Source organism: Streptomyces sp. NBC_00390 (assembly GCF_036057275.1).
Lineage (GTDB): Bacteria > Actinomycetota > Actinomycetes > Streptomycetales > Streptomycetaceae > Streptomyces.
Map to the genome: position 1 here is coordinate 8,429,185 of NZ_CP107945.1, position 17,759 is coordinate 8,446,943.

Sequence of the window (17,759 nt, forward strand, 5' to 3'; positions counted from 1 at the left end):
GTGGAGGTGGTGATCCGCCCCGACGCCGAAGACGCAGGCCGCACCGTCGCCGGCATCATCCACCGCGCGATCGTCGCAGGTACCAGGACCCTGGGGCTGGCCACGGGTTCCTCACCCCTGGGCATCTACCGCGACCTGGTCCGCCGCCACCGCCACGAGGCCCTCAGCTTCGCCGGCGTCGACGCCTTCCTGCTCGACGAGTACATAGGGCTCCGACCCGCCCACCCGCAGTCCTTCCTCGAGGTGATCCGCCGCGAACTGGCCGACCACGTCGACCTCGATCCCGCCCGGGTCCACGCCCCCCAGGGAACGGCATCGGACCCGCGCCAGGAGGCCCGCCGCTTCGAGCGCGCCCTCACGGCAGCGGGCCCGGTCGGCGTGCAGATCCTCGGGATCGGCGTCAACGGCCATATCGGATTCAACGAGCCGGGCTCCTCGCTCGTCTCATGCACCCGGATCAAGACCCTCACCGACGCCACCCGCCGCGACAACGCACGCTTCTTCGGCGGAATCGACGAGGTGCCAAGGCATGTCATCACCCAGGGGCTGGCCACGATCGGCGCGGCATCCCACCTCGTACTGATCGCCACCGGCCCGCACAAGTCCCACGCGGTGGCCGCCGCCGTCGAAGGACCCGTCAGCGCGATGTGCCCCGCTTCCGTCCTTCAATTGCATCCGCATGTCACGGTGGTCGTGGACGAGCTCGCCGCAGCCCGACTGGAACAACAGCCCTACTACCGTGAGGTCGCCCGCTGCAAGCCCGCCGGCCAGGGGTACTGATGAGCCGCCCCGCCGATGTGGTCGCCGTCGATCTCGGCGGCACCACCATCAAAGCCGCGCGGTTCGACGCGCAAGGGGTGACCGAGGAGACCCTCCGGCTGGCCACCCCGTCCAGCCAAGGGCCTCAAGCGGTGGTCGCGGCGGTCGTGCGGGCGGCCACTGCTCTCGTGCGTGCCCGTACCGCAGCCGTCGGCCTGTGCGCCCCAGGGCTCATCGACGCCCGCGCCGGCGTCGTCCGGTACGCCGCGAATCTGGGACTGCGCGACACCTCCCTTGCCGCGGCGGTCGCAGACAAGCTCCGTATCCCCGTCACACTCGAACACGATGTGCGGGCAGCCTGCCTCGCCGAGCAGCGGCTCGGACTCGGCGCCGACGTACAGGACCTGCTCGTCGTCGTACTCGGCACCGGCATCGCCGCAGGGATCGTCAGCAACGGACGACTCGTGGAGGGTGCCCACGGCTTCGCCGGCGAATTCGGCCACATCCCTGTCCACCCCGACGGTGAGCTCTGCGCCTGCGGTCAACACGGTTGCGTAGAGGCGTACGCAGCAGCCGGCGCCCTGGTCCGCCGCTACCGCCGCACCGGAGGCACCGCCGACAACGCCGCCGACATCACCGCACAAAGGGACACCGATCCCGAGGCCGCACGGCTCTGGGCCGAGGGAACCGACGCTCTGGGAAGAGCGCTCGTCACCGCGACAGTCCTGCTGGACCCGCAGCGCATCGTCCTGGCCGGCGGCATGACCGCTGCCGGAGATGCGCTCGCGGAGCCCGTCCGGCACTCCCTGCAGAGCGGACTCGCCTGGCGCACCGCCCCCGCGGTCGACATCTCGCCGCTGGGCGCGGACGCGGGACTCCTCGGCGCGGCTCTACGGGCCGCCGAGGCTGCAGGCGCACGCTCATTCCTACGGAGCACATGCTGAGCCCGGCCCGCGGCCGGTCCCGCCCGGTGCGACCGCCGGTTCCGGCAGTGCCGACATCGCAGCTGTACGCCTGCCCCGCATGAAAGGAGCACGTCACCCGTGTGGCCCCGAAAACGCAGCCACCGACCTCCCCGGAGGCTGCAGCCCGAGCTCGACGACGAGCCCCTCGCCCGCGCCCTGACACATCTGGGAGCCCAGATAGCGGCCCAGGGCAACAACTTGGCCGAATGCAACGACCGCGGCGCCCTCACCTATCCGATAGAGCAAGCACTGCGCGACCCGGGGAAGGACTGGGACCGGCGGATGCACCGCCTGCTCGTTTTCAGCAACCTCCCCGAAGCGCACGTCCTGGCCGGCCACTGGCGCACCTGGAATCCCGCCAGTGCCGACGCCATGCTCCTGCAGGCCCTCGCCGGCATCGCCCAGGCCCGTTCAGGCGGCCCCACCGGCGATCTCAGCACCACGATCGCCCTGTGCAGGGATGCCGCTGAACTGGCACCTGAGGACCCTGCCCCATGGGTGGCCATGCTGAGCTACTACCGGCTGGTGCGGGCGCCCGGGGCCCAAGTGCAGCCCATATGGAACGCCGTGAAATCGCGCGATCCATGGAACCGGGAAGCTCACTGGCAGATGCTGCAATACGTCTCCCCGGAGGAGTGCGGGTCCCATGTTCTGACCGTTCAGTTCACGGACTCAGTGGCTGTCTCCGCTCCCGCGGGCTCTCCCGTAGCAGCCGTAGGCCTCACTGCCGGCCTGAGCCGGTACCGAAGGGCTCTGTCAGCAGGAGGCATCACGGCACTCGCCGCACGCCGACACTGGGACCAGCCCCACGAACGCGCCCTCGTCGACGATGCCCTGGCCAGCTGGATACAGCCCGGCTTTCTCAGGCATGCAACAGCCCTTCTCGACCTGAACCTTCTCGCCTACGTGCTGGCGAAAGCCGCACGCCTGCAGGAAGCATGGCCGGTCTTCGAGGCAACCGCAGCGGTCGCCGCCTCCTGGCCCTGGGAACTGGACGGCGCCCCCCTGCAAGAGGTCCAGGAATGGCACTCTCGGGCGTTCAGGGCCAGGAACAGGCGCTCACCACGGTGACTCGGCATACGCAGCCCGGGACACCGCAACGGTCCTTCCCGGGAAGTCCACCCACGGTGCTGCCGCAAGGCGCAACAGGATCGGCAGCGACGTGCCCGCTCCGCCACGAATTACGCACAAGATTCGGGCCGATTTCCGCGAAATCGAAATTGACAACCCCGCCACCGCGGCCCAAACTGGTCATATCTGGTAATTACCAGTTTATGGGCCATCGCTCGGCGGCCGCGACGACCGCTCGTCGCATCCGCGGAAACCCGAGGTTGTGATGACTGCTCAAGCACCCCCTGAACCAGTAGGGCCGGTCGAACTGCACGCACTGAACCCGGATTGCGGGGCCACAAGGACCGACCAGCTCTTCTGCGAAAGTCACGGGAACGCGGCAGGCGACCCGCGCGACCCCCACCTCGCACTGGTGAGTGCCGGTGCCCGGGACGTCAGCCGGCTGCGACGCCTTGCGAAGGAATTCCTTACCGACCTGAAACTGTCGCCTGCGGCACGCGACGACGCTCTCCTCATCATCTCCGAGCTCGTCACCAATGCGGTACTCCACGCCCTGCCACCGACTGCTCTGCGAGTGCGCTGCATCCAGCGACAAGTCCTGCGAATCGAAGTCACTGACGGCGGCCCGCAACCCGATCCACCGCCCAGAGTCGACGAGCAAGGGGAACATGGTCGTGGCATGCAGATCGTGGCCGCCATGGCGATTCGCCACGGCACGGTTACACACGCAGGCGGCGCCACCCGCTGGGCAGAGCTGCACCCCTGATGAGCACGCTGCCGGCCCTGCGAGAGTGGCACCTCTCCCTGTTCCAGACGCCCGGTCGGGTAGGTCGTAGCCCCGGTGCCCATGCGAGTACCGCTGTGGCGTCCATGCAGGCCTCCAGCCCGAGAATTGCCGCCGATATTGGCGTGCCGCTGTCGTGGCCGGACGCGGCCGTCCTCGACAAGGTGGCCGCCGTCCTGCGCACTGTGTGAGGACCACGAAGAGCGGTCCGCCCGGTCGACGTGCGAAGGACTCCCGGGCGGACTCCGTTCCCCACGCTGCCCTGTCGCCGGCCGGGACACCGTGAACACGGCCGCAGTCTGGGCCGAACGAGGCAGCCCCCGATCGCTGCCGCGCGATATGCCGTTCTGGTGATGACGAGATCGGCCGGTGCCGCCCGTCGCCCCACTCGCTCCGGCGTTCAACTGAGTGAGGGGTTTCAGGGTTGGGGCGTGCATGTGTGACGGTCACGGAGGAGCTGCTGGCCCGGCGTCGGCGTCCCCCACACGCTTGCGGGCGCGGAGTCCGGGCGAAGGCTTGACCGTCACCCGGCCCAGGTCCGCCCGGGTTACAAGCGCAACGGTAGACCGGTCTCTGCGGATCTCCACCACAGCCGGCGTACCGAGCGCCGTCACCTGATGGGGCTTCGTGGAGTTCCCCGAGGTCGCTCTGCTTGCCCGGTCGGTCGGGTGGTTGACGAAGGGGTGGGCGGGAGCGGCCTTCCTTCGGCGTCGTGACGTGGTGGTGCCAGATGTGGCTTGACGTTGCCCCTGGGGGCAAGGTTCAGGTTGATCGCACCATGATGATCAGTGAAGTCGCTCGACGCGCGGGTGTGACGACGAAGACGGTTCGCTATACGAGTCGTTGGGGTTGATCACTCCTGCTCGGCTCGCCAACGGCTACCGCGAGTACTCCGAGCACGAAGCGCGGATGGTGCGCGAGGCCCGGGAGTTGAACCGATTGGGGATTCCGGCCGAGCGGACACGTCCGCTCCTCGAATGCCTGGCCGACGGCCGGGAGCACGCGGACGACTGTCCGTCCTCGCTGGCCGGCTACCGCGAGGCCATTGACGACCTGGCCCTGCGGATCGAGGAGCTCACCGCCCGTCGGGCGGTGCTGATCCGGCATCTGCACCATGCCGCCGCCACAGCCGCGCCGACCGGCCCGGTGCTGAAGGGAGCACCATGAGCCACTGACCCGCCTCCCCGCAGGACCTGCCTGTCCCCGAGGACGACGGCGCGGCCGCTCATGTCCCGGGTCGGCGGGTGCCGGACATCGAGCTGCCCAGCACCGCGGACGACACCATCGCATTGCATGCCCTGGGCGGGGGCCGGTCGATCGTCTACTGCTACCCGCTCACCGGCCGCCCCGACGCAGACCTGCCCGAAGGCTGGGACAACATCCCCGGAGCGCGCGGGTGCACCAGCCAGGCATGCGACTTCCGCAATCACCATGACGACCTCACCGCCGGCGCGTGGCCCGCGTGTTCGGCCTGTCCAGCCAGGACACCTTCTACCAGAAGGAGGTGGTCGACCGGCTGCGGCTCCCCTTCTCGATGCTACCGACTGTCCGAGATGGCGAGGGTCAGGGACAGGTCGGATCCCCAGTGATCTTCACCAATTGGGGGGTGACTCTAGGGAAGGTCCAGATGCGGCCCAGGGTGCTGGTGGCGGTCACCGTGGTTGCGTCCAAGGTGACTTCGGTGAACGGATTGGACGAGCAGGAGACCGCGATCCATTCCAAGGTGTTGTGGTCATCGTCCCGAGTCAGGGCAACCCAGCCGATACTGCCGTGGTCCGATGATTCACCTGCCAGGGCACGGCTTCCGGCGTAGGTGCATGAGGCAAACGTCGTATCGACGTCCATCCATTTGCCGGGGGTCCACGCGGTGGCCCGTAGGACCTCCCACCACTGCCAGTCCTCGGCCCGCATGTCATGGAGCCGACCTGCGGGGGAGAACCGCACGAGTTCCATTACCGACAGGGATCCGTCGGAGAACATGATGAAGTCGCCGTGGGGCGCCTCCCGGGCACGCCAACGGTCATGCACCAGGTCGGCGTTGGGTGTCGCGTCGGGGGAGCTCACACCCGCAATGATGACATCGAGGAACAGCGAGGAGAGGGCTGCATCGGTCAACCATTCCCTCGGCCCACCAGAACTCGAACCACAGGCCCGCCCGGGCGGGGCCGGCGGCCACCGTCTCTGCCCCCTCACCCCGTGCGCTGAGCGCATGACCCGCCAACCGGAGCGCCCGTCCACCACTGAGTCACACCCACTACGCAAAATCACGATCTTCGGCTGGAGTACTGGGAGTACGGGCAGGCCATGAGCGGATCGCGGCGCCGCTCGTGTCAGTGCTGTGATCTAGGTTGCCCCCATGGCCGACTTCAAGGACTTCAACTTCAAGCTCGTCGTCGTCGAGCAGCTGATGTACACCGACGAGAGGCTGACGCCTCGGTTCCACCTCGCCGACCTCCTGCGGGAGAAGGGACTCGGCGACGATCCCTGGGACTACGCCTACCGGCACGGGCTGGCGTACAAGGTGGTGCCGGAGGCCCGCAGCCACTTCGAGTCGCTGGAGATCGGCGACGAACTCCTGGCCACCGTCGAAGAGCTGGTCATGGACGGCGGAAACGAGGTGTACACCGAGTGCTCGCCGATCTGGGACGGCGAGGACGACCTGTACGACATCGCCTCACTCGATGACCTGGAACTGCTCCCGAACCTCCGCCGCGTAGTCGGCTCGGAGTTCCTGGGCGCGGAGTTGCAGGACACCCTCCGCGCCCGCGGCATCATCGCCGACTAGCCAGGAGCCCGACCACAGCAGGCACTTCCCACCTCCCAGGGCGCCGTCCGCCCCGCGGGCGCCCCGGGGCGCCCGCGGGCCAACTGTTGCTGCAGGGGTCGGGAGGGCTGGGCCTCCCGCCGGGCCGCTTCGTCGGCGTGGACGCCAGGACGGTCCGGACGCGGATCACCGGTCTCCTGCCCGGCGCGGGCGAGCTTTGGCCGGCCGCTTCGCGCCTCGGGGCGGGCCGGCCCATTCCGCGCCGGCCCGGGGGAGAGCCCGCGCTGCGCGCCGCAATGGGCGTACGGGCGTGTATCGGAAGTCAATCGTGCGCATAGGGTGTCGGCATGTCGCTGAGCCACATAGTCCTCTCGTCTGGTCGTTCGATCGAGCTCACCGAGCTGCGGATGTCTTCGACCTATGGGGGGATGCTGGAGGGCTACCCGTGCAAGCGCATCAACGACATGAAGGTCACTGGCCTCCAGCGGGAGGCCGAACGCGCGTTTTCCTTCGCGCCGGTCCATCTCGTTCCGCCCTATCGCGAGTACCCGGACCAGACCGCCGGCCCCTTCGGCCCTGTTGAGGTGCTGCCTTCCGTGGCTTGCATTGGCGTCTTCCGCTCGACAACACTCGCTCCTGAGCTCGACCCGGTACTGCACCATTCCGCCCTCACCGTCGCCTGGTTCCAGCCCGTCCCGGATGTGCCGTCGGGCGAGGACGCTGATCTTGCTCTTCGCAGCATTCACTGGGAGGAGCTGGCCCAGGACTACGAGCTGTAGCGACACGTGCTGATCACAGCCACTCGTTGGGTTCGACGTTGCCGCGGGGCAGTGAGTAGTGGTCCACGCCGCGGTCGTTCGTTCTGCGGATGAGTGCCACGTCGTCGCCGTCGAAGATCAGCGCGGCGACACGGATCTTGATCCGGTGGAATGCCGTCGTCTGTTCGTCGGACATCAATTCTCTCCTCCCCTTGGTGGGCTGATGCGGCGTCGGGCCGGGTGAGCGGAGAATGCGCTGCTGCGGGGAACAGAGTTCATGAGCGCGCGCGGACTGGTCCACTTCCACGCGCACTTCGCCAATCTGCTCGCCGACGGCCAGCCGGTGGACTTTGCGGACTTCGGGCTCGCGTTGAGCCGCGGCTTCGAACTCTCGGCGGAGGAGTGCGATTTCCTCGCTGATCACCTCGTGTACGACCCTCCTACGCGCCGAACCACCTGCTTCGCCACCACCTGCCGGACGGCGTGCGTGGTGGTACCGAACACGGGGCCTTTCTGCGTGCATGGGTCGATGGCCGTCGCCCCGCCCACGTTCCGTTCGACATCGGCGCGATCATCGACCGTCACGCTCCGCACGCAATCGTCCTGGACGGCTTCCATCATCGACTGCTGACTCAGAGCAAGCACGCTCCCTTCCCCGCGGCTGAGGTCCAGCGGGCCCTGTCCAGCACGTCAAGGTCAGGGAAGTGAGAGCCCGTTGCTCCGCTCTGGTCAGCCGACCGCGGCGCGTTCAACCTGTGCCTTGGTGTGGGCCAGGCGGTAGGACTCGGTGCCGGTCTGGATGATGGCGCCGTCGAAAGTCAGCCGGTCGACGGTGGCCGCGTTTCCGCCGTGCCCGGTCCTCGCTTCGCTGCGGCCGGCACCGCCGGGCACCGGGCCCGTGGTCGCGCCCCGCAGGGGCACGACAGCTCATGCGCCTTGCGGCGCGGAAGGACGCCCCGGACCTTTGAGCTGCCTCGGCCCTGTCGGCGGTGGTGGAAGCGTGGTCGAGGGGGCGGAAATTCATGTGAGGACCGGCCGGGGTGTGCCGTACGGTCCGTCTATGCCGGAGCGAGCACGAATTTTCACCCTGTCCGAGACGATTGCTCGGGCGTTGGCCGACACGCCGGCGCTGTCCGGGCGTGTGCACCGGTTCGAGGAGGTACGGGGCCTCGCGCTGCCGCAAGGGGGTTTGTTCGTCGCACGGTTGCCGGACGAGGCGTGGGCTTCCCCTGCAGGGGTGGACGGCGGCCGCCGACGGGACCCGGTCTTCGAACATGTGGACGCGTGGGGGAGGGCACGTCCTGGTGCCGACTTCTCCGCGGCATGGTCGCGGTTCGGCTGGTTGCATGACATCTGGCCGCCAGCTGTGTGCCTCGGGTTGCTGCGCACATTGGCCGACTGTGAGCATCCGGTTGCGTACTACCACGACATGGAACGCGGCGATGATTTGTACTACGCGTTCAGTTGGCTGGCCGGCGCCGGCGAGGAATTGGTGGTGGAGCAGACGTTCCTGCTGGGCCCCGAAGAGTGCACGATCGCCTTTCGGCAGGAAGAAGTGGCACCGGCGGCCCGAGCGTCCGCGTTGGAGACTGCGCTCCTGCACCTGGGCCTCGCGCCCACGATTCAGTTCTTCTGGCCGGAGGATGAACTCCCGGAGTCGGATTGGCCGCTTCTCGAGTCAACTTGACCCAGCCCTGAAGGGCCGGGTTTGGAGGTAGGGCGCCACTGGCGGTGACGTGGCCTCCTCCGTCCAGACACCCCTGTGGGGTGGCAGGGACGCGTGACTCACGCCCCGCAGTCCACGCAGCCTCGCCCTTGCGGGCGATGTTGCGGGAAGCGTTCCGGTCAGCGTGGGCAACGACCCCGCAGTTCCGGCAGGTGAAGAGGGCTTGGTTTGCGCGGGGGAGCCGTACGAGCTTCGGGTTACCGTCACCTGAGCCCGACCGAGCCCTCGTACTTGCCAGGGCTGGTCGGTCAGCTGGTCCTCAGCGCGGCAGCGACGTCGTGGACGGAGAAGCTATTCAGGGTTTCCAGTCTCACCGACCTCGGACGAACGTGGCCGCGACGCGGGCCCTCGGCCTGATTCGCGCCTACGCAGCACGGGACCGTGCGGCGATCGTCGAGCACCTCGCGCACCTCATGTCCGGCGTGGGCGGGCCGGGAGCCCCGGCCCGCCCACCGCGGCATCAGGCCGCCAGCGCTTCGCGGAGTGTTGAGGGCTTGAGTCCGAAGGTGTCGCGGAGATCGCTGTCGTCCACGAGGAACGGACGCTCGGACATGTAGCTCATCTCGGCGAACTCCCGCCACAGTGGGTCGGTGAAGGACAGCAGCGCCGTATCCCGTTCGGTGAGCGGCTCCAACCGCGGTTCGGGCGCTCCGTGGAGTTCGGCGAGGTCGGTCGCGGCCTGGCGCAGGGTCGTGGTGATGACCGGGGCGTGCCAGCCCCGTCCCCAGGCCCGCTCGTCGCCGCTGACCGCCACCAGCGCCGCTGCGACGTCCTCGGTGTACGAAAACGAGTGTGCCGCATCGGGGTTGCCGTGGACGAGAGCCAGTTCACCCTCGCGGACCCGGGGCGCGACCAGCAGCGTGAACGCTGAGACTGCGCCTGGGCCCAGGTACTGGCCGGCTCGCACTTCGGTGGCCCGCAGCCGCCCTTCGTCGTGGGCATCCTTTGCCTGCTGCCACAGCTGGGCCCTCACCCGGCCCTTTCGGGTGTGCGGGGCCATCGGGGTGCGCTCGGTGACCGGCCCGGTGGTCTGCTGATAACCGTAGAGGTTGCCGAGCATCACGTAGTCGGCCCCGGCCCGCTCGGTCGCGGCGAGGATCGAGGCGAACAACGGCGGCATGGTCTCTGGCCAGGTCTGGTAGGCGGTCATGGCGGCGTTGAAGACCGTGGTCGCTCCGGCCAGTGCCTCGGCGAGCTCGCCGGTGTGGCCCGCGTCCAGGGCGATCCGTTCGATGCCGGGGTGGTCAGGGCCACTGCCGCTGCGGGTGATGAGGCGGACCCGCTTGCCGCTGTCGGCCAGTTGCCTGGCGGTCGCGACCCCGGTCGCGCCTGCCCCGATGACGACTGTTTCAGCCATGACGTTGTCTCCGTTTTCCTCAAGAATGGAACGCTTCCTTGGAAGGGAAACGTGGTTCGCGGGGGCCCGACCGCTCGCCCAACTGTGCCGTGCGGACGCGCGGTAGGGTCAGTGGCCTGAAAGCCACGAGATCCAAGGATCTAGCCATGCATCGTGTCGCCGTCCTGGCCGTCCCTGCGGTCAAGCCCTTCGACTTGTCCATGCCGTCGACGCTGCTCGGCGCCGCCGAACTCGGCGGACGCCCCGGCTATGAGGTGACGGTGTGCACCGCCATGCCCGGTACGGTCGCCGCCTCCGGTGGTATCGAGGTGGTGATCCGGCACGGCCTTCAGATGGTCGCGGCGGCGGACACGGTGATCGTTCCCTCGACCGCGAGCCGGCACGACGCGGAGCCGGCCGCGCTGGACGCCTTGCGGGAGGCGGCCGCCGCGGGAAAGCGTGTTGCCTCGATCTGCAGCGGTGCCTTCGTCCTCGCCCAGGCCGGGCTCCTCGACGGCCGTGTCGCCACTACCCACTGGGCCTTGGCCGAGGAACTGCAGCGCGCCTTCCCTGCGGTACGCGTGGACGCCGACCGGCTGTTCGCCGAGGACGGACGGATCCTCACCGGTGCAGGCTCGGCCGCCGGGATCGACCTGTGCCTGCACCTGATCAGCTCCGACTACGGCGCGGCCGTGGCCAGTACGGCGGCCCGCGCAGCTGTCGTCACCCCGGTGCGCCACGGCGGGCAGGCGCAGTTCGTGCAGACCCCACTACCGGCCGAGACCGATTCCTCATTGGATGCGGCCCGCATCTGGGCACTGCAGCACCTGGACCGGCCAATCTCTCTGCACGACCTGGCCGGTCAGGCCAAGGTCAGTGTGCGGACCCTGACCCGCCGCTTCACAGCCGAGACTGGTGTGACCCCGTTCCAATGGCTGCTCCAGCAGCGGCTGCTGCGGGCCCGCGAGCTGCTGGAGACCACCGATCTCACCATCGACCATGTGGCCCGGCGCAGTGGTCTCGGCTCCGGCGAGTCGCTCCGCCAGCACCTGAGTCGCCAGATCGGCATGACCCCGGCAGCCTACCGCGGCGCCTTCACCCAGCGCCCGAGCGTGAAGACCGGTCCGTGACCGCGCGACTCGGCCCGGACGTGGCGTTTCATAGGTGGTTGTCCCGTCCTCAGGTAAGTCCGGGCATTGACAGGTCCCTGAACCGCAGTGCCCGGACTCGGCCGAGACGCTGAGAGCCGATGCGTCTCACTCAAGCCCGGGCATTCGTGTCTCGGGATCGTCCTGGTGCGCATGTCGGCGGCCGGAGGGGCGATCGTAGACTCGCGCGCCATGGAAGAGATCTTCAGGCTCGGAGAGATCAGCTGCCCATCGGGGACCCTGGTCATCGTTGACGGCGGTCATCTGGGGTTGTGGAGCGGAGAGCGGTCGCCGGCGGAGATCGATCCTGCTCTGCTTGGCGTTGACAACCCGGCGATGGCTGCCGAAGTGCACACCTCGGTCGACTTTGCCGTGGTCGGCCCGGACGCATTGTCAGCGGCCCGCAGCTTCGACCGGCAGCCAGGTGTCATGCTCTACGACATCCCGGTTTCTCGGGCAGTGGAGCTTGGGAGGATGTTCGCAGAGCACTGTCTGGCCGCTGGTCTGGACGCTCGCTTGGAAGCGTTGCCGAACCGCGAACCACATGCACAACGCGCGCGTCGTACTGCCGTTGAAGACGGCGGCAGTTTCCTGATGTTCGGGGTGCCTGTCGTTGTGGTGGGAGGGGTGCCCAGCGATCGTCATCTGCCGGTGCTTGCTTCGCGGGCCGACTTCGGAGACGGTGTCGGACCGCGCTGGTCTGAGATATCGGTTCGCATGAGCGCAGTCGAAGCGGAGTCATCCGTGCTGCTGGGCGACATCCGCGTCGACTGGGCCCGAGTGCTCTTCGGCGATGCCGATGCCCTAAACGCCTGGCAGCACGACGAGCCTGTGGACGGCTTGGCCGACGTCGCGTTCTGGGGTGCTGCCGCAGAGGAAGCCGCCGCGACGTTCGCAGCACCGGAACTGGGCGAACCCGGCGAGGACGGTGTCCGCGGGTGGACCGGGCTGGCCGTGGTGGAGGCGATGGAGAAGGCTCTCGCTATGCAGAGCTGGAAGGAGGAAACCGGGCGCCGCATGATGGTGGACTTCCGGCCTCATTCCCATCATTGGCAGGTCATGCGGCAGGTTCGCGCCTCTGAAGTCGAGGCCGGAACTGTGGATGTCGGCGACGCCCGACTGCTTTGCGCGATGACGAGCTGGGGCGACGGCTACTTTCCCGTGTCGGCCGACCTGGATGCGTCGGGTGCTGTGGTCGCGGTTCGGGTGAGCTTCTCCGACGCGACTGAGTAGCCGTCTTGCGTGCGTGGAGGCCGGGGCGGTGAGGGGCGTTGACGGGCGATGCCCGGGACTGGGGTCCCGGTCAGCGTTCATGAGGATGCGGGCCATCGCCCGCGACCTGCTGCCCGATCCCGGCCGCTCGATCACCTCAATCGCGAAGCTGCTGGGCGTCTCCCCGGGCACCCTCTGCAACCACATCCCGGACTTGAGGGAACTGCGCGCGGCGCCGTCCCGCACCAGCTCGAAAGCAGCCCGGCCAAGATCCCGTGAGCGGCCCGTACGATGAGCCCATGACCAGCAGCACCACAGGGAGTCGCCGCCCCGCGGGGCCGTTGTTCGTGCTGCTGGTGATGGCGGTGCTTACCGGCATGCTGGGCATGCACGCCCTGGGTCCCCTCGGGACGCCGTCCGCGCAGCGGAACGCCGGACACGACATGGTGATGGCGCAGATGGCGGGCGCACCGCATGCGAGCGAGGGATGCTCGCACACCGATGGCGGGCCGGGTCATCTTGATCACGCGGATGAGGCGTGCGCGGCGGCCGGTATCGGCTCCCCGTACGCTCCGCCCGCGCTGACCAGCGCTGTGCTGGATACGCCCTTCGCTTCTGCTCCGGCGGCGAGGGTTGCGGCGGCCGCCGAGAGCGGGCGGGCACCGCCCGACCTTTCTGAGCTGCAGCTTCTGCGGATATAGAGCGGCCCGCACGGCACTCCCTTGCCCGGATGTTCCGGTGAGTGGTGCCGCGCTTTCGCACGCCCTCATGTCTGCGAAGTCCGCGCCGCCCAGTCGTGGCTGCGCGTGAAGGAGTTGCACCATCATGCACAACACGCGTTCCCTCATCCGCCGTACTGCCGCCGTGGCTGCCGCAGCGGCGGCGGGGCTCGTCCTAGCCGCCTGCGGCGACGGCGGCGACAGCTCGGCCGGACACGACGGCCACGTCACGAAGTCCCCGTCCGCCTCGGCGCCGGCCTCGCAGAGCCAGCACAATGCTGCTGACGTCGCCTTCGCCCAGGGGATGATCCCCCACCACCGCCAGGCCGTGGAGACCTCGAGGCAGCAAACAGGCGCCGGAGCCTTCTTTCGGGTTCGATGACCTGACAGCCGGCCTCCGATAGATGAAGCCCGGTAGCCCATAAGACGAAGGGGTAATCACCTTCAGCACACCCGCACCAGCCCCGCTCGCGCCCGCTGCTTGACCCGAAGGCTGCATGGGGGTGGGACAACCAGTGGGTGGTAGCCGCCCTCACTGGCCAGGTGGCCCTAATGGCCGGCGCTGATGAGTCATCGGAAGAGCCTGTTCAACGCCGGGCTGTTCGTGCCGGAGGGCCGCAGTCACAGCCACCGGACCATGCGCGCAGCCCGGGTCACGACCGCCGCGTAGCCGACGCCGAGCACGAGAGAGGCAAACAGGGCCGTGAGTGGGAAGTCCTCCTGGAGGTAGGGGTAGACCTGGTAGTGCGTCAGGTAGATGTAGAGGGAACTGCTTGCGAGGACGCCGGCGAGCGCGCTGAGCGGGCTGATGCTGGGCAGGGTCGGCACCCAGATCAGCAGCCCCAGCCCGGCGATCACGAGTGCCGTGCGCAGGGGCTGGTCCTGGAACAGGCCGGGCAGCGTGAGCAGCAGCACGGCTGTGAGCAGGGCCCGTTGCCGCACGCTGCCGGCTCGTGCGGCCGCCCACCCGAGTGCGAACAGCCAGAAGACCACTGAGGGGCTCAGCTGGGGACGGGCGGATGCCAGCCCCAGCAGGTCGTAGCGGCCGACGAGGCCGACGGCCATGAGCGCCAGCGGCACGCCGAAGACGTATCGCCGCTCCAGGCGGTCCAGCAGCGGTACGGCCATGATTGCGGCGAGGACGACGAGGTAGTAGACCAGGGCCTCCACGAACCAGTAAGCCCAGTCGAAGCGGTCGTTCCCCTGGGAGAGCAGGCTGTTGAGCAGCACTGCGTTGGCCGGGTCGTAGAAGTCGGTCAAGACCACCGCGCCGGTGATCCACACCATGCTCGGTATCGCGATGCGGGCGATGCTGCGCCACAGGTGCCGGACGCGCTCGCGGCGTGCGGCGTTGGTCAGTTGGAAGCGGGCGAAGTTGTAGCCCGCGATGCCGATGAGGATGTGGGCGAAGCCCTTGATCTCGAAGACCTGCACGTGCGAGCCGACGATGAGGACGATGCCGACCGCGCGCAGCGCAATGCCGGTCTCCAAGGTGCGGCGCGTCCGCCAGGACTGCGGGGTGGTCCAGGAGCCCAGCGCCCCGCGGAGTCCCGGCGCCGCGCGGGCCCGCCGGGGCTCCGGCCGCCCGTCCTGTCCCTCCGGACTCCCTGTCACAGGTGCCGCCAAGGCCCGCAGTTCGCGGATGGACCTCGTGTGCCAGTCGGTGGGCAGGTAGCCCAGCGCCTCCTCCAGGCGCAGGGACATCTCCACATAGCACAGGGAGTCGCCGCCCAAGCGGACGAAGCTGCTGTCCTCGGTGACGTCGGCGCGATCGAGGATCTCCGCAAAGAGGCGGCGGAGATCCTCACTGGCGCCGGGCGCCTCCTCCAGGTTTGGGCGCGTCAGGTGTCTTACGGCCTCGTAGTCGGGCTTTCCCGTAGCCAGTCGGGGGAGTTCGGAGACGACCCGGACCCGTATCGCGTGTGCCGGGAGCCCGCACTCCTCTGCGACCAGCCGCCGGATCCGTGTCTCCTCGCCGTCGCCACCACCGAGTGCGGTCATCGCCAGCGCCTCCCCGTCCCCCGTGCAGAACGCGGTGACCCCGTGCCCCTCCAGCAGGGTCTCGACTTGCTGCGGGTCGATCCGCAGTCCGAGGATCTTCGCGAAGCGGCTGCCGCGGCCCACGATCTCGTACAGCCCGTCAGAAGCGCGCCGGGCGAGGTCCCCGGTGTGCAGTTCCTGCACGGTCCGGCCCATAGCGAGGTCGGCCGGGCTCTCGGCGTATCCGAGCATCACGTTCGGCCCCGAGTAGACCAGTGCACCTACGTCCGGACCGTGGCCGTCGGTCGGCTGCAGCCGGAAGGAGCCGCCGGGTATCGGCACACCGACGGCCTCGGGGCGCTCGGCGGCAAGGCGCGGCGGGAGGTAGGCCATGCGGGCCGTGGCCTCGGTCTGGCCGTACATGACGAACAGCTCCCAACCGGAGCGGCGCCCCAACTCGGCGTACCGGGCGACACGTTCGGGTGCCAGTCGGCCGCCGGCCTGGGTGACGCGGCGCAGGTGCGGCAGCTCCATCTGCTTGAAGCCGATCCGGTCGAGCAGGTCGAACGTATACGGCACTCCGGCGAGCGACGTGCCGTGCCCTGCACGGAATTCTTCCCAGAAGGAGGCGTCGGACACCGATCGTTCGGTGAGGATCACGCCGGCGCCGCGGAGCAGGTGGCTGTGGATGACGGAGAGGCCGTAGCAGTAGTGCATGGGGAGCGTGGTGGCCGCACGGTCGGTGTCGTCGATGCCGAGATACGTGGCGATCGACTCGGCGTTGGCCTGGAGGTTGTCGTGGGAGAGGCGCACCAGCTTGGGCGAGCCGGTCGAGCCGGAGGTGCTCAGCAGCAGGGCGAGGTCCGGGTGAAGTGTGTGGGCGCTCTCGGGGTGTCGTTCGTCGAGGGCCCACGTCCCGTCGGTGTTCGGGCGGGCCACTACGTCTGGGGCGTACGCCTCGGTCAGCGAGCGGAGCGTGCTCTCGCTGTCGCCGGGGACGAGCAGGACGGGGTGGCCGGCGGACAGGGCCGCCAGGTGCGTGACGAGCGCGTCGGCGCGATTGGCACCGGCCAGCAGCACCAGCCTCCGTACGGGCCCGAGGCGCTCGGTGGTGGCGGCGACCCGCTCGGCCAGCTGGTGATACGTCAGCTCTTCGTCCGGCGTGATGAGTGCGACGCGGTCGCCGTACGCCGCGAGGCCGCGCGCGAAGGGCACGGTTTTCGGCCACGGTACTGATGGTGAGTTCGGGACGGCAGGTGCCGGGAGGGATCCGGAGAGGTGGATCACGGGGCGCGCCCTTTCCGCGGCAACGTCCGCTGTGAGCCCTTGACGATTAGGCAAGCTTTACCTTATTCATAGCATGGTCATAATCAAGCCACAGCAAAGCCACAAGATCGCTTCGCCCCTCGCTCTGCACCGCCGTGACGGCGGCGGCGTAAAGGCGAGCCCCGCAGGAAGGCACACACCATGCGACGCCCCTCGGTTCGCCGGATCACTGCGCTGGTCGCGGCTGGCCTGTTGCTCCCCGCCCTCACAGCGTGCGGCTCCGATGGCAAGGACGGCGGGGGCGAGGGCGGCGACTCTTCCCTCGTCATCTACTCCGGCCGCAACGAGAAGCTGGTCAAGCCTCTTCTGGACAAGCTGGAGAAGGCCGTCGGCACCAAGGTCGAGGTGCGCTACGGCGACAGTGCCGAGCTGGCCGCGCAGATCCTGGAGGAGGGCGACCGCACCAAGGCCGGGCTGTTCTTCTCCCAGGACGCCGGAGCACTGGGCGCCCTGTCCAGGGAGGGCATGCTGCAGAAGCTGCCCACGGCCACGCTCGACAAGGTCGACGAGGCGTACCGCGGCTCCGAGAGTGACTGGGTGGGTCTCTCAGGGCGCGTCCGCGTGATCGCCTACAACCCGGACAAGGTCGCCGAGGACAAGGTCCCGGACAGCGTCTTCGACGTGGTCAAGCCGGAGTGGAAGGGCAAGGTCGGCTTCGCGCCCACCAACGCCTCCTTCCAGGCGTTCGTCACCGGCATGCGGGTCCTCAAGGGTGACGACGTCACCCGCAAGTGGCTCAAGGACCTGAAGGCGAGCGGTGCCAAGACCTACGCCCACAACCTCGCCACCCTGGACGCCGTTGAGGCCGGCGAGGTCTCCCTCGGCCTGGTCAACCACTACTACTGGTACGAGCGGGTCGCCGAGAAGGGCGAGGACAAGGTCAACTCCAAGCTGCACTTCCTGCCCGGCAAGGACCCCGGTGCGCTGATTAACGTCGCCGGTGCCGGCATCCTCAAGGACAGCGGGCAGAGCGCCACCGCCCAGAAGGCCGTGGGCTACCTGCTGTCGAAGGAGGCACAGACCTACTTCGCGGACAACACGAAGGAGTACCCGCTGGCCGCCGGCATCACCAGCACCGTGGAGGGCCTGCCTGCGTTCGAGTCGCTCGAGTCCCCTGACATCGACCTCGGCAAGCTGGAGTCCCTACAGGAGACGCTGGCCATGCTCCAGGACGTCGGACTGGTCTGACCAACGTGCACACATCGCCGTCC

18 protein-coding genes and 2 pseudogenes are annotated in these 17,759 nt (G+C 68.6%); 15 read left to right on the forward strand and 5 right to left on the reverse strand.

Annotated features, from left to right (window positions below; genetic code table 11):
* The 5 genes from nagB to OHS70_RS37765 all read left to right on the forward strand — a co-directional run bounded on the left by nagB (position 1) and on the right by OHS70_RS37765 (position 4,746).
* Entirely contained in the window at positions 1-780 is a 780-nt protein-coding gene (gene nagB / locus OHS70_RS37745) for a glucosamine-6-phosphate deaminase (RefSeq protein ID WP_328405221.1), read from the forward strand.
* On the forward strand, positions 780-1,703 hold the full coding sequence (locus OHS70_RS37750; RefSeq protein ID WP_328405223.1) for an ROK family protein: 924 nt from the start codon (positions 780-782) through the stop codon (positions 1,701-1,703). Before nagB ends, OHS70_RS37750 begins: the two co-directional genes overlap by 1 nt.
* 99 nt (positions 1,704-1,802) lie before the next feature.
* Positions 1,803-2,795 (forward strand): hypothetical protein, encoded by a 993-nt coding sequence (locus tag OHS70_RS37755; RefSeq protein ID WP_328405225.1) that lies wholly within the window; start codon positions 1,803-1,805, stop codon positions 2,793-2,795.
* A 412-nt stretch (positions 2,796-3,207) separates the two neighbouring features.
* Complete coding sequence (locus OHS70_RS37760) at positions 3,208-3,561, forward strand: ATP-binding protein (protein WP_328405227.1); 354 nt, start codon at positions 3,208-3,210, stop codon at positions 3,559-3,561.
* 867 nt (positions 3,562-4,428) lie between these two features.
* Positions 4,429-4,746: a MerR family transcriptional regulator gene (locus tag OHS70_RS37765; protein ID WP_328405229.1), complete on the forward strand. Its 318-nt coding sequence runs from the start codon at positions 4,429-4,431 to the stop codon at positions 4,744-4,746.
* A gap of 396 nt (positions 4,747-5,142) precedes the next feature.
* On the opposite strand, the gene OHS70_RS37770 is transcribed toward OHS70_RS37765, so the two are convergent.
* On the reverse strand, positions 5,143-5,694 hold the full coding sequence (locus OHS70_RS37770) for a hypothetical protein (protein WP_328405231.1): 552 nt from the start codon (positions 5,692-5,694) through the stop codon (positions 5,143-5,145).
* Between the two features lie 241 nt (positions 5,695-5,935).
* Between OHS70_RS37770 and OHS70_RS37775 the strand changes: the two genes are divergently transcribed.
* The gene (locus OHS70_RS37775; protein ID WP_328405233.1) at positions 5,936-6,364 is read left to right on the forward strand and encodes a DUF6892 domain-containing protein; all 429 of its coding nucleotides are present in this window, start codon (positions 5,936-5,938) and stop codon (positions 6,362-6,364) included.
* 326 nt (positions 6,365-6,690) lie between these two features.
* The gene (locus OHS70_RS37780; RefSeq protein WP_328405235.1) at positions 6,691-7,122 is read left to right on the forward strand and encodes a hypothetical protein; all 432 of its coding nucleotides are present in this window, start codon (positions 6,691-6,693) and stop codon (positions 7,120-7,122) included.
* A 13-nt stretch (positions 7,123-7,135) separates the two neighbouring features.
* On the opposite strand, the gene OHS70_RS37785 is transcribed toward OHS70_RS37780, so the two are convergent.
* Positions 7,136-7,297 carry an NUDIX hydrolase gene (locus tag OHS70_RS37785; RefSeq protein ID WP_328405237.1) on the reverse strand — a complete coding sequence of 54 codons (162 nt, stop codon included), beginning with the start codon at positions 7,295-7,297 and terminating at the stop codon, positions 7,136-7,138.
* Positions 7,298-7,378: 81 nt separating this feature from the next.
* On the opposite strand from OHS70_RS37785, the gene OHS70_RS37790 reads away from it, so the two are divergent.
* Positions 7,379-7,732, forward strand: a complete 354-nt coding sequence (locus tag OHS70_RS37790) for a hypothetical protein (protein WP_328405239.1) — start codon at positions 7,379-7,381, stop codon at positions 7,730-7,732.
* Between the two features lie 98 nt (positions 7,733-7,830).
* Here OHS70_RS37790 and OHS70_RS37795 read toward each other — a convergent pair.
* Positions 7,831-7,941 (reverse strand): annotated as a pseudogene (locus OHS70_RS37795) (IS21-like element helper ATPase IstB); the annotation flags it as partial.
* A 220-nt stretch (positions 7,942-8,161) separates the two neighbouring features.
* On the opposite strand from OHS70_RS37795, the gene OHS70_RS37800 reads away from it, so the two are divergent.
* Positions 8,162-8,788 carry a hypothetical protein gene (locus OHS70_RS37800; protein ID WP_328405241.1) on the forward strand — a complete coding sequence of 209 codons (627 nt, stop codon included), beginning with the start codon at positions 8,162-8,164 and terminating at the stop codon, positions 8,786-8,788.
* 499 nt (positions 8,789-9,287) lie between these two features.
* On the opposite strand, the gene OHS70_RS37810 is transcribed toward OHS70_RS37800, so the two are convergent.
* Positions 9,288-10,184: an NAD-dependent epimerase/dehydratase family protein gene (locus OHS70_RS37810; protein WP_328405243.1), complete on the reverse strand. Its 897-nt coding sequence runs from the start codon at positions 10,182-10,184 to the stop codon at positions 9,288-9,290.
* A gap of 146 nt (positions 10,185-10,330) precedes the next feature.
* Here OHS70_RS37810 and OHS70_RS37815 point away from each other — a divergent pair, with 146 nt between their 5' ends.
* The 5 genes and pseudogenes from OHS70_RS37815 to OHS70_RS37835 all read left to right on the forward strand — a co-directional run.
* Entirely contained in the window at positions 10,331-11,293 is a 963-nt protein-coding gene (locus tag OHS70_RS37815; RefSeq protein WP_328405245.1) for a GlxA family transcriptional regulator, read from the forward strand.
* A gap of 210 nt (positions 11,294-11,503) precedes the next feature.
* Positions 11,504-12,544: a hypothetical protein gene (locus tag OHS70_RS37820; RefSeq protein WP_328405247.1), complete on the forward strand. Its 1,041-nt coding sequence runs from the start codon at positions 11,504-11,506 to the stop codon at positions 12,542-12,544.
* Positions 12,545-12,629: 85 nt separating this feature from the next.
* Positions 12,630-12,818: a hypothetical protein gene (locus tag OHS70_RS37825; RefSeq protein WP_328405249.1), complete on the forward strand. Its 189-nt coding sequence runs from the start codon at positions 12,630-12,632 to the stop codon at positions 12,816-12,818.
* A 4-nt stretch (positions 12,819-12,822) separates the two neighbouring features.
* A complete protein-coding gene (locus OHS70_RS37830) occupies positions 12,823-13,224 on the forward strand; it encodes a DUF6153 family protein (RefSeq protein ID WP_328405251.1) in 402 nt (133 codons plus the stop codon).
* A gap of 124 nt (positions 13,225-13,348) precedes the next feature.
* Positions 13,349-13,576, forward strand: a pseudogene (locus tag OHS70_RS37835) (DUF305 domain-containing protein); the annotation flags it as partial.
* 287 nt (positions 13,577-13,863) lie between these two features.
* On the opposite strand, the gene OHS70_RS37840 reads toward OHS70_RS37835, so the two are convergent.
* Positions 13,864-16,437, reverse strand: coding sequence for an AMP-binding protein (locus OHS70_RS37840; RefSeq protein ID WP_328405255.1), 2,574 nt, complete (start codon positions 16,435-16,437; stop codon positions 13,864-13,866).
* A gap of 252 nt (positions 16,438-16,689) precedes the next feature.
* On the opposite strand from OHS70_RS37840, the gene OHS70_RS37845 reads away from it, so the two are divergent.
* Positions 16,690-17,736 (forward strand): iron ABC transporter substrate-binding protein, encoded by a 1,047-nt coding sequence (locus OHS70_RS37845; protein WP_328405257.1) that lies wholly within the window; start codon positions 16,690-16,692, stop codon positions 17,734-17,736.
* Positions 17,737-17,759: the final 23 nt, after the last annotated feature.

What these genes read in the sequence shown, in the direction of transcription:
- OHS70_RS37750 (WP_328405223.1), top strand. Translation starts at nt 780, where the DNA reads ATGAGCCGCCCCGCCGATGTGGTCGCCGTCGATCTCGGCGGCACCACC.
- OHS70_RS37775 (WP_328405233.1), top strand. Translation starts at nt 5,936, where the DNA reads ATGGCCGACTTCAAGGACTTCAACTTCAAGCTCGTCGTCGTCGAGCAG.
- OHS70_RS37780 (WP_328405235.1), top strand. Translation starts at nt 6,691, where the DNA reads ATGTCGCTGAGCCACATAGTCCTCTCGTCTGGTCGTTCGATCGAGCTC.
- OHS70_RS37785 (WP_328405237.1), bottom strand. Translation starts at nt 7,297, where the DNA reads ATGTCCGACGAACAGACGACGGCATTCCACCGGATCAAGATCCGTGTC.
- OHS70_RS37790 (WP_328405239.1), top strand. Translation starts at nt 7,379, where the DNA reads ATGAGCGCGCGCGGACTGGTCCACTTCCACGCGCACTTCGCCAATCTG.
- OHS70_RS37800 (WP_328405241.1), top strand. Translation starts at nt 8,162, where the DNA reads ATGCCGGAGCGAGCACGAATTTTCACCCTGTCCGAGACGATTGCTCGG.
- OHS70_RS37810 (WP_328405243.1), bottom strand. Translation starts at nt 10,184, where the DNA reads ATGGCTGAAACAGTCGTCATCGGGGCAGGCGCGACCGGGGTCGCGACC.
- OHS70_RS37815 (WP_328405245.1), top strand. Translation starts at nt 10,331, where the DNA reads ATGCATCGTGTCGCCGTCCTGGCCGTCCCTGCGGTCAAGCCCTTCGAC.
- OHS70_RS37820 (WP_328405247.1), top strand. Translation starts at nt 11,504, where the DNA reads ATGGAAGAGATCTTCAGGCTCGGAGAGATCAGCTGCCCATCGGGGACC.
- OHS70_RS37825 (WP_328405249.1), top strand. Translation starts at nt 12,630, where the DNA reads ATGCGGGCCATCGCCCGCGACCTGCTGCCCGATCCCGGCCGCTCGATC.
- OHS70_RS37830 (WP_328405251.1), top strand. Translation starts at nt 12,823, where the DNA reads ATGACCAGCAGCACCACAGGGAGTCGCCGCCCCGCGGGGCCGTTGTTC.
- OHS70_RS37845 (WP_328405257.1), top strand. Translation starts at nt 16,690, where the DNA reads ATGCGACGCCCCTCGGTTCGCCGGATCACTGCGCTGGTCGCGGCTGGC.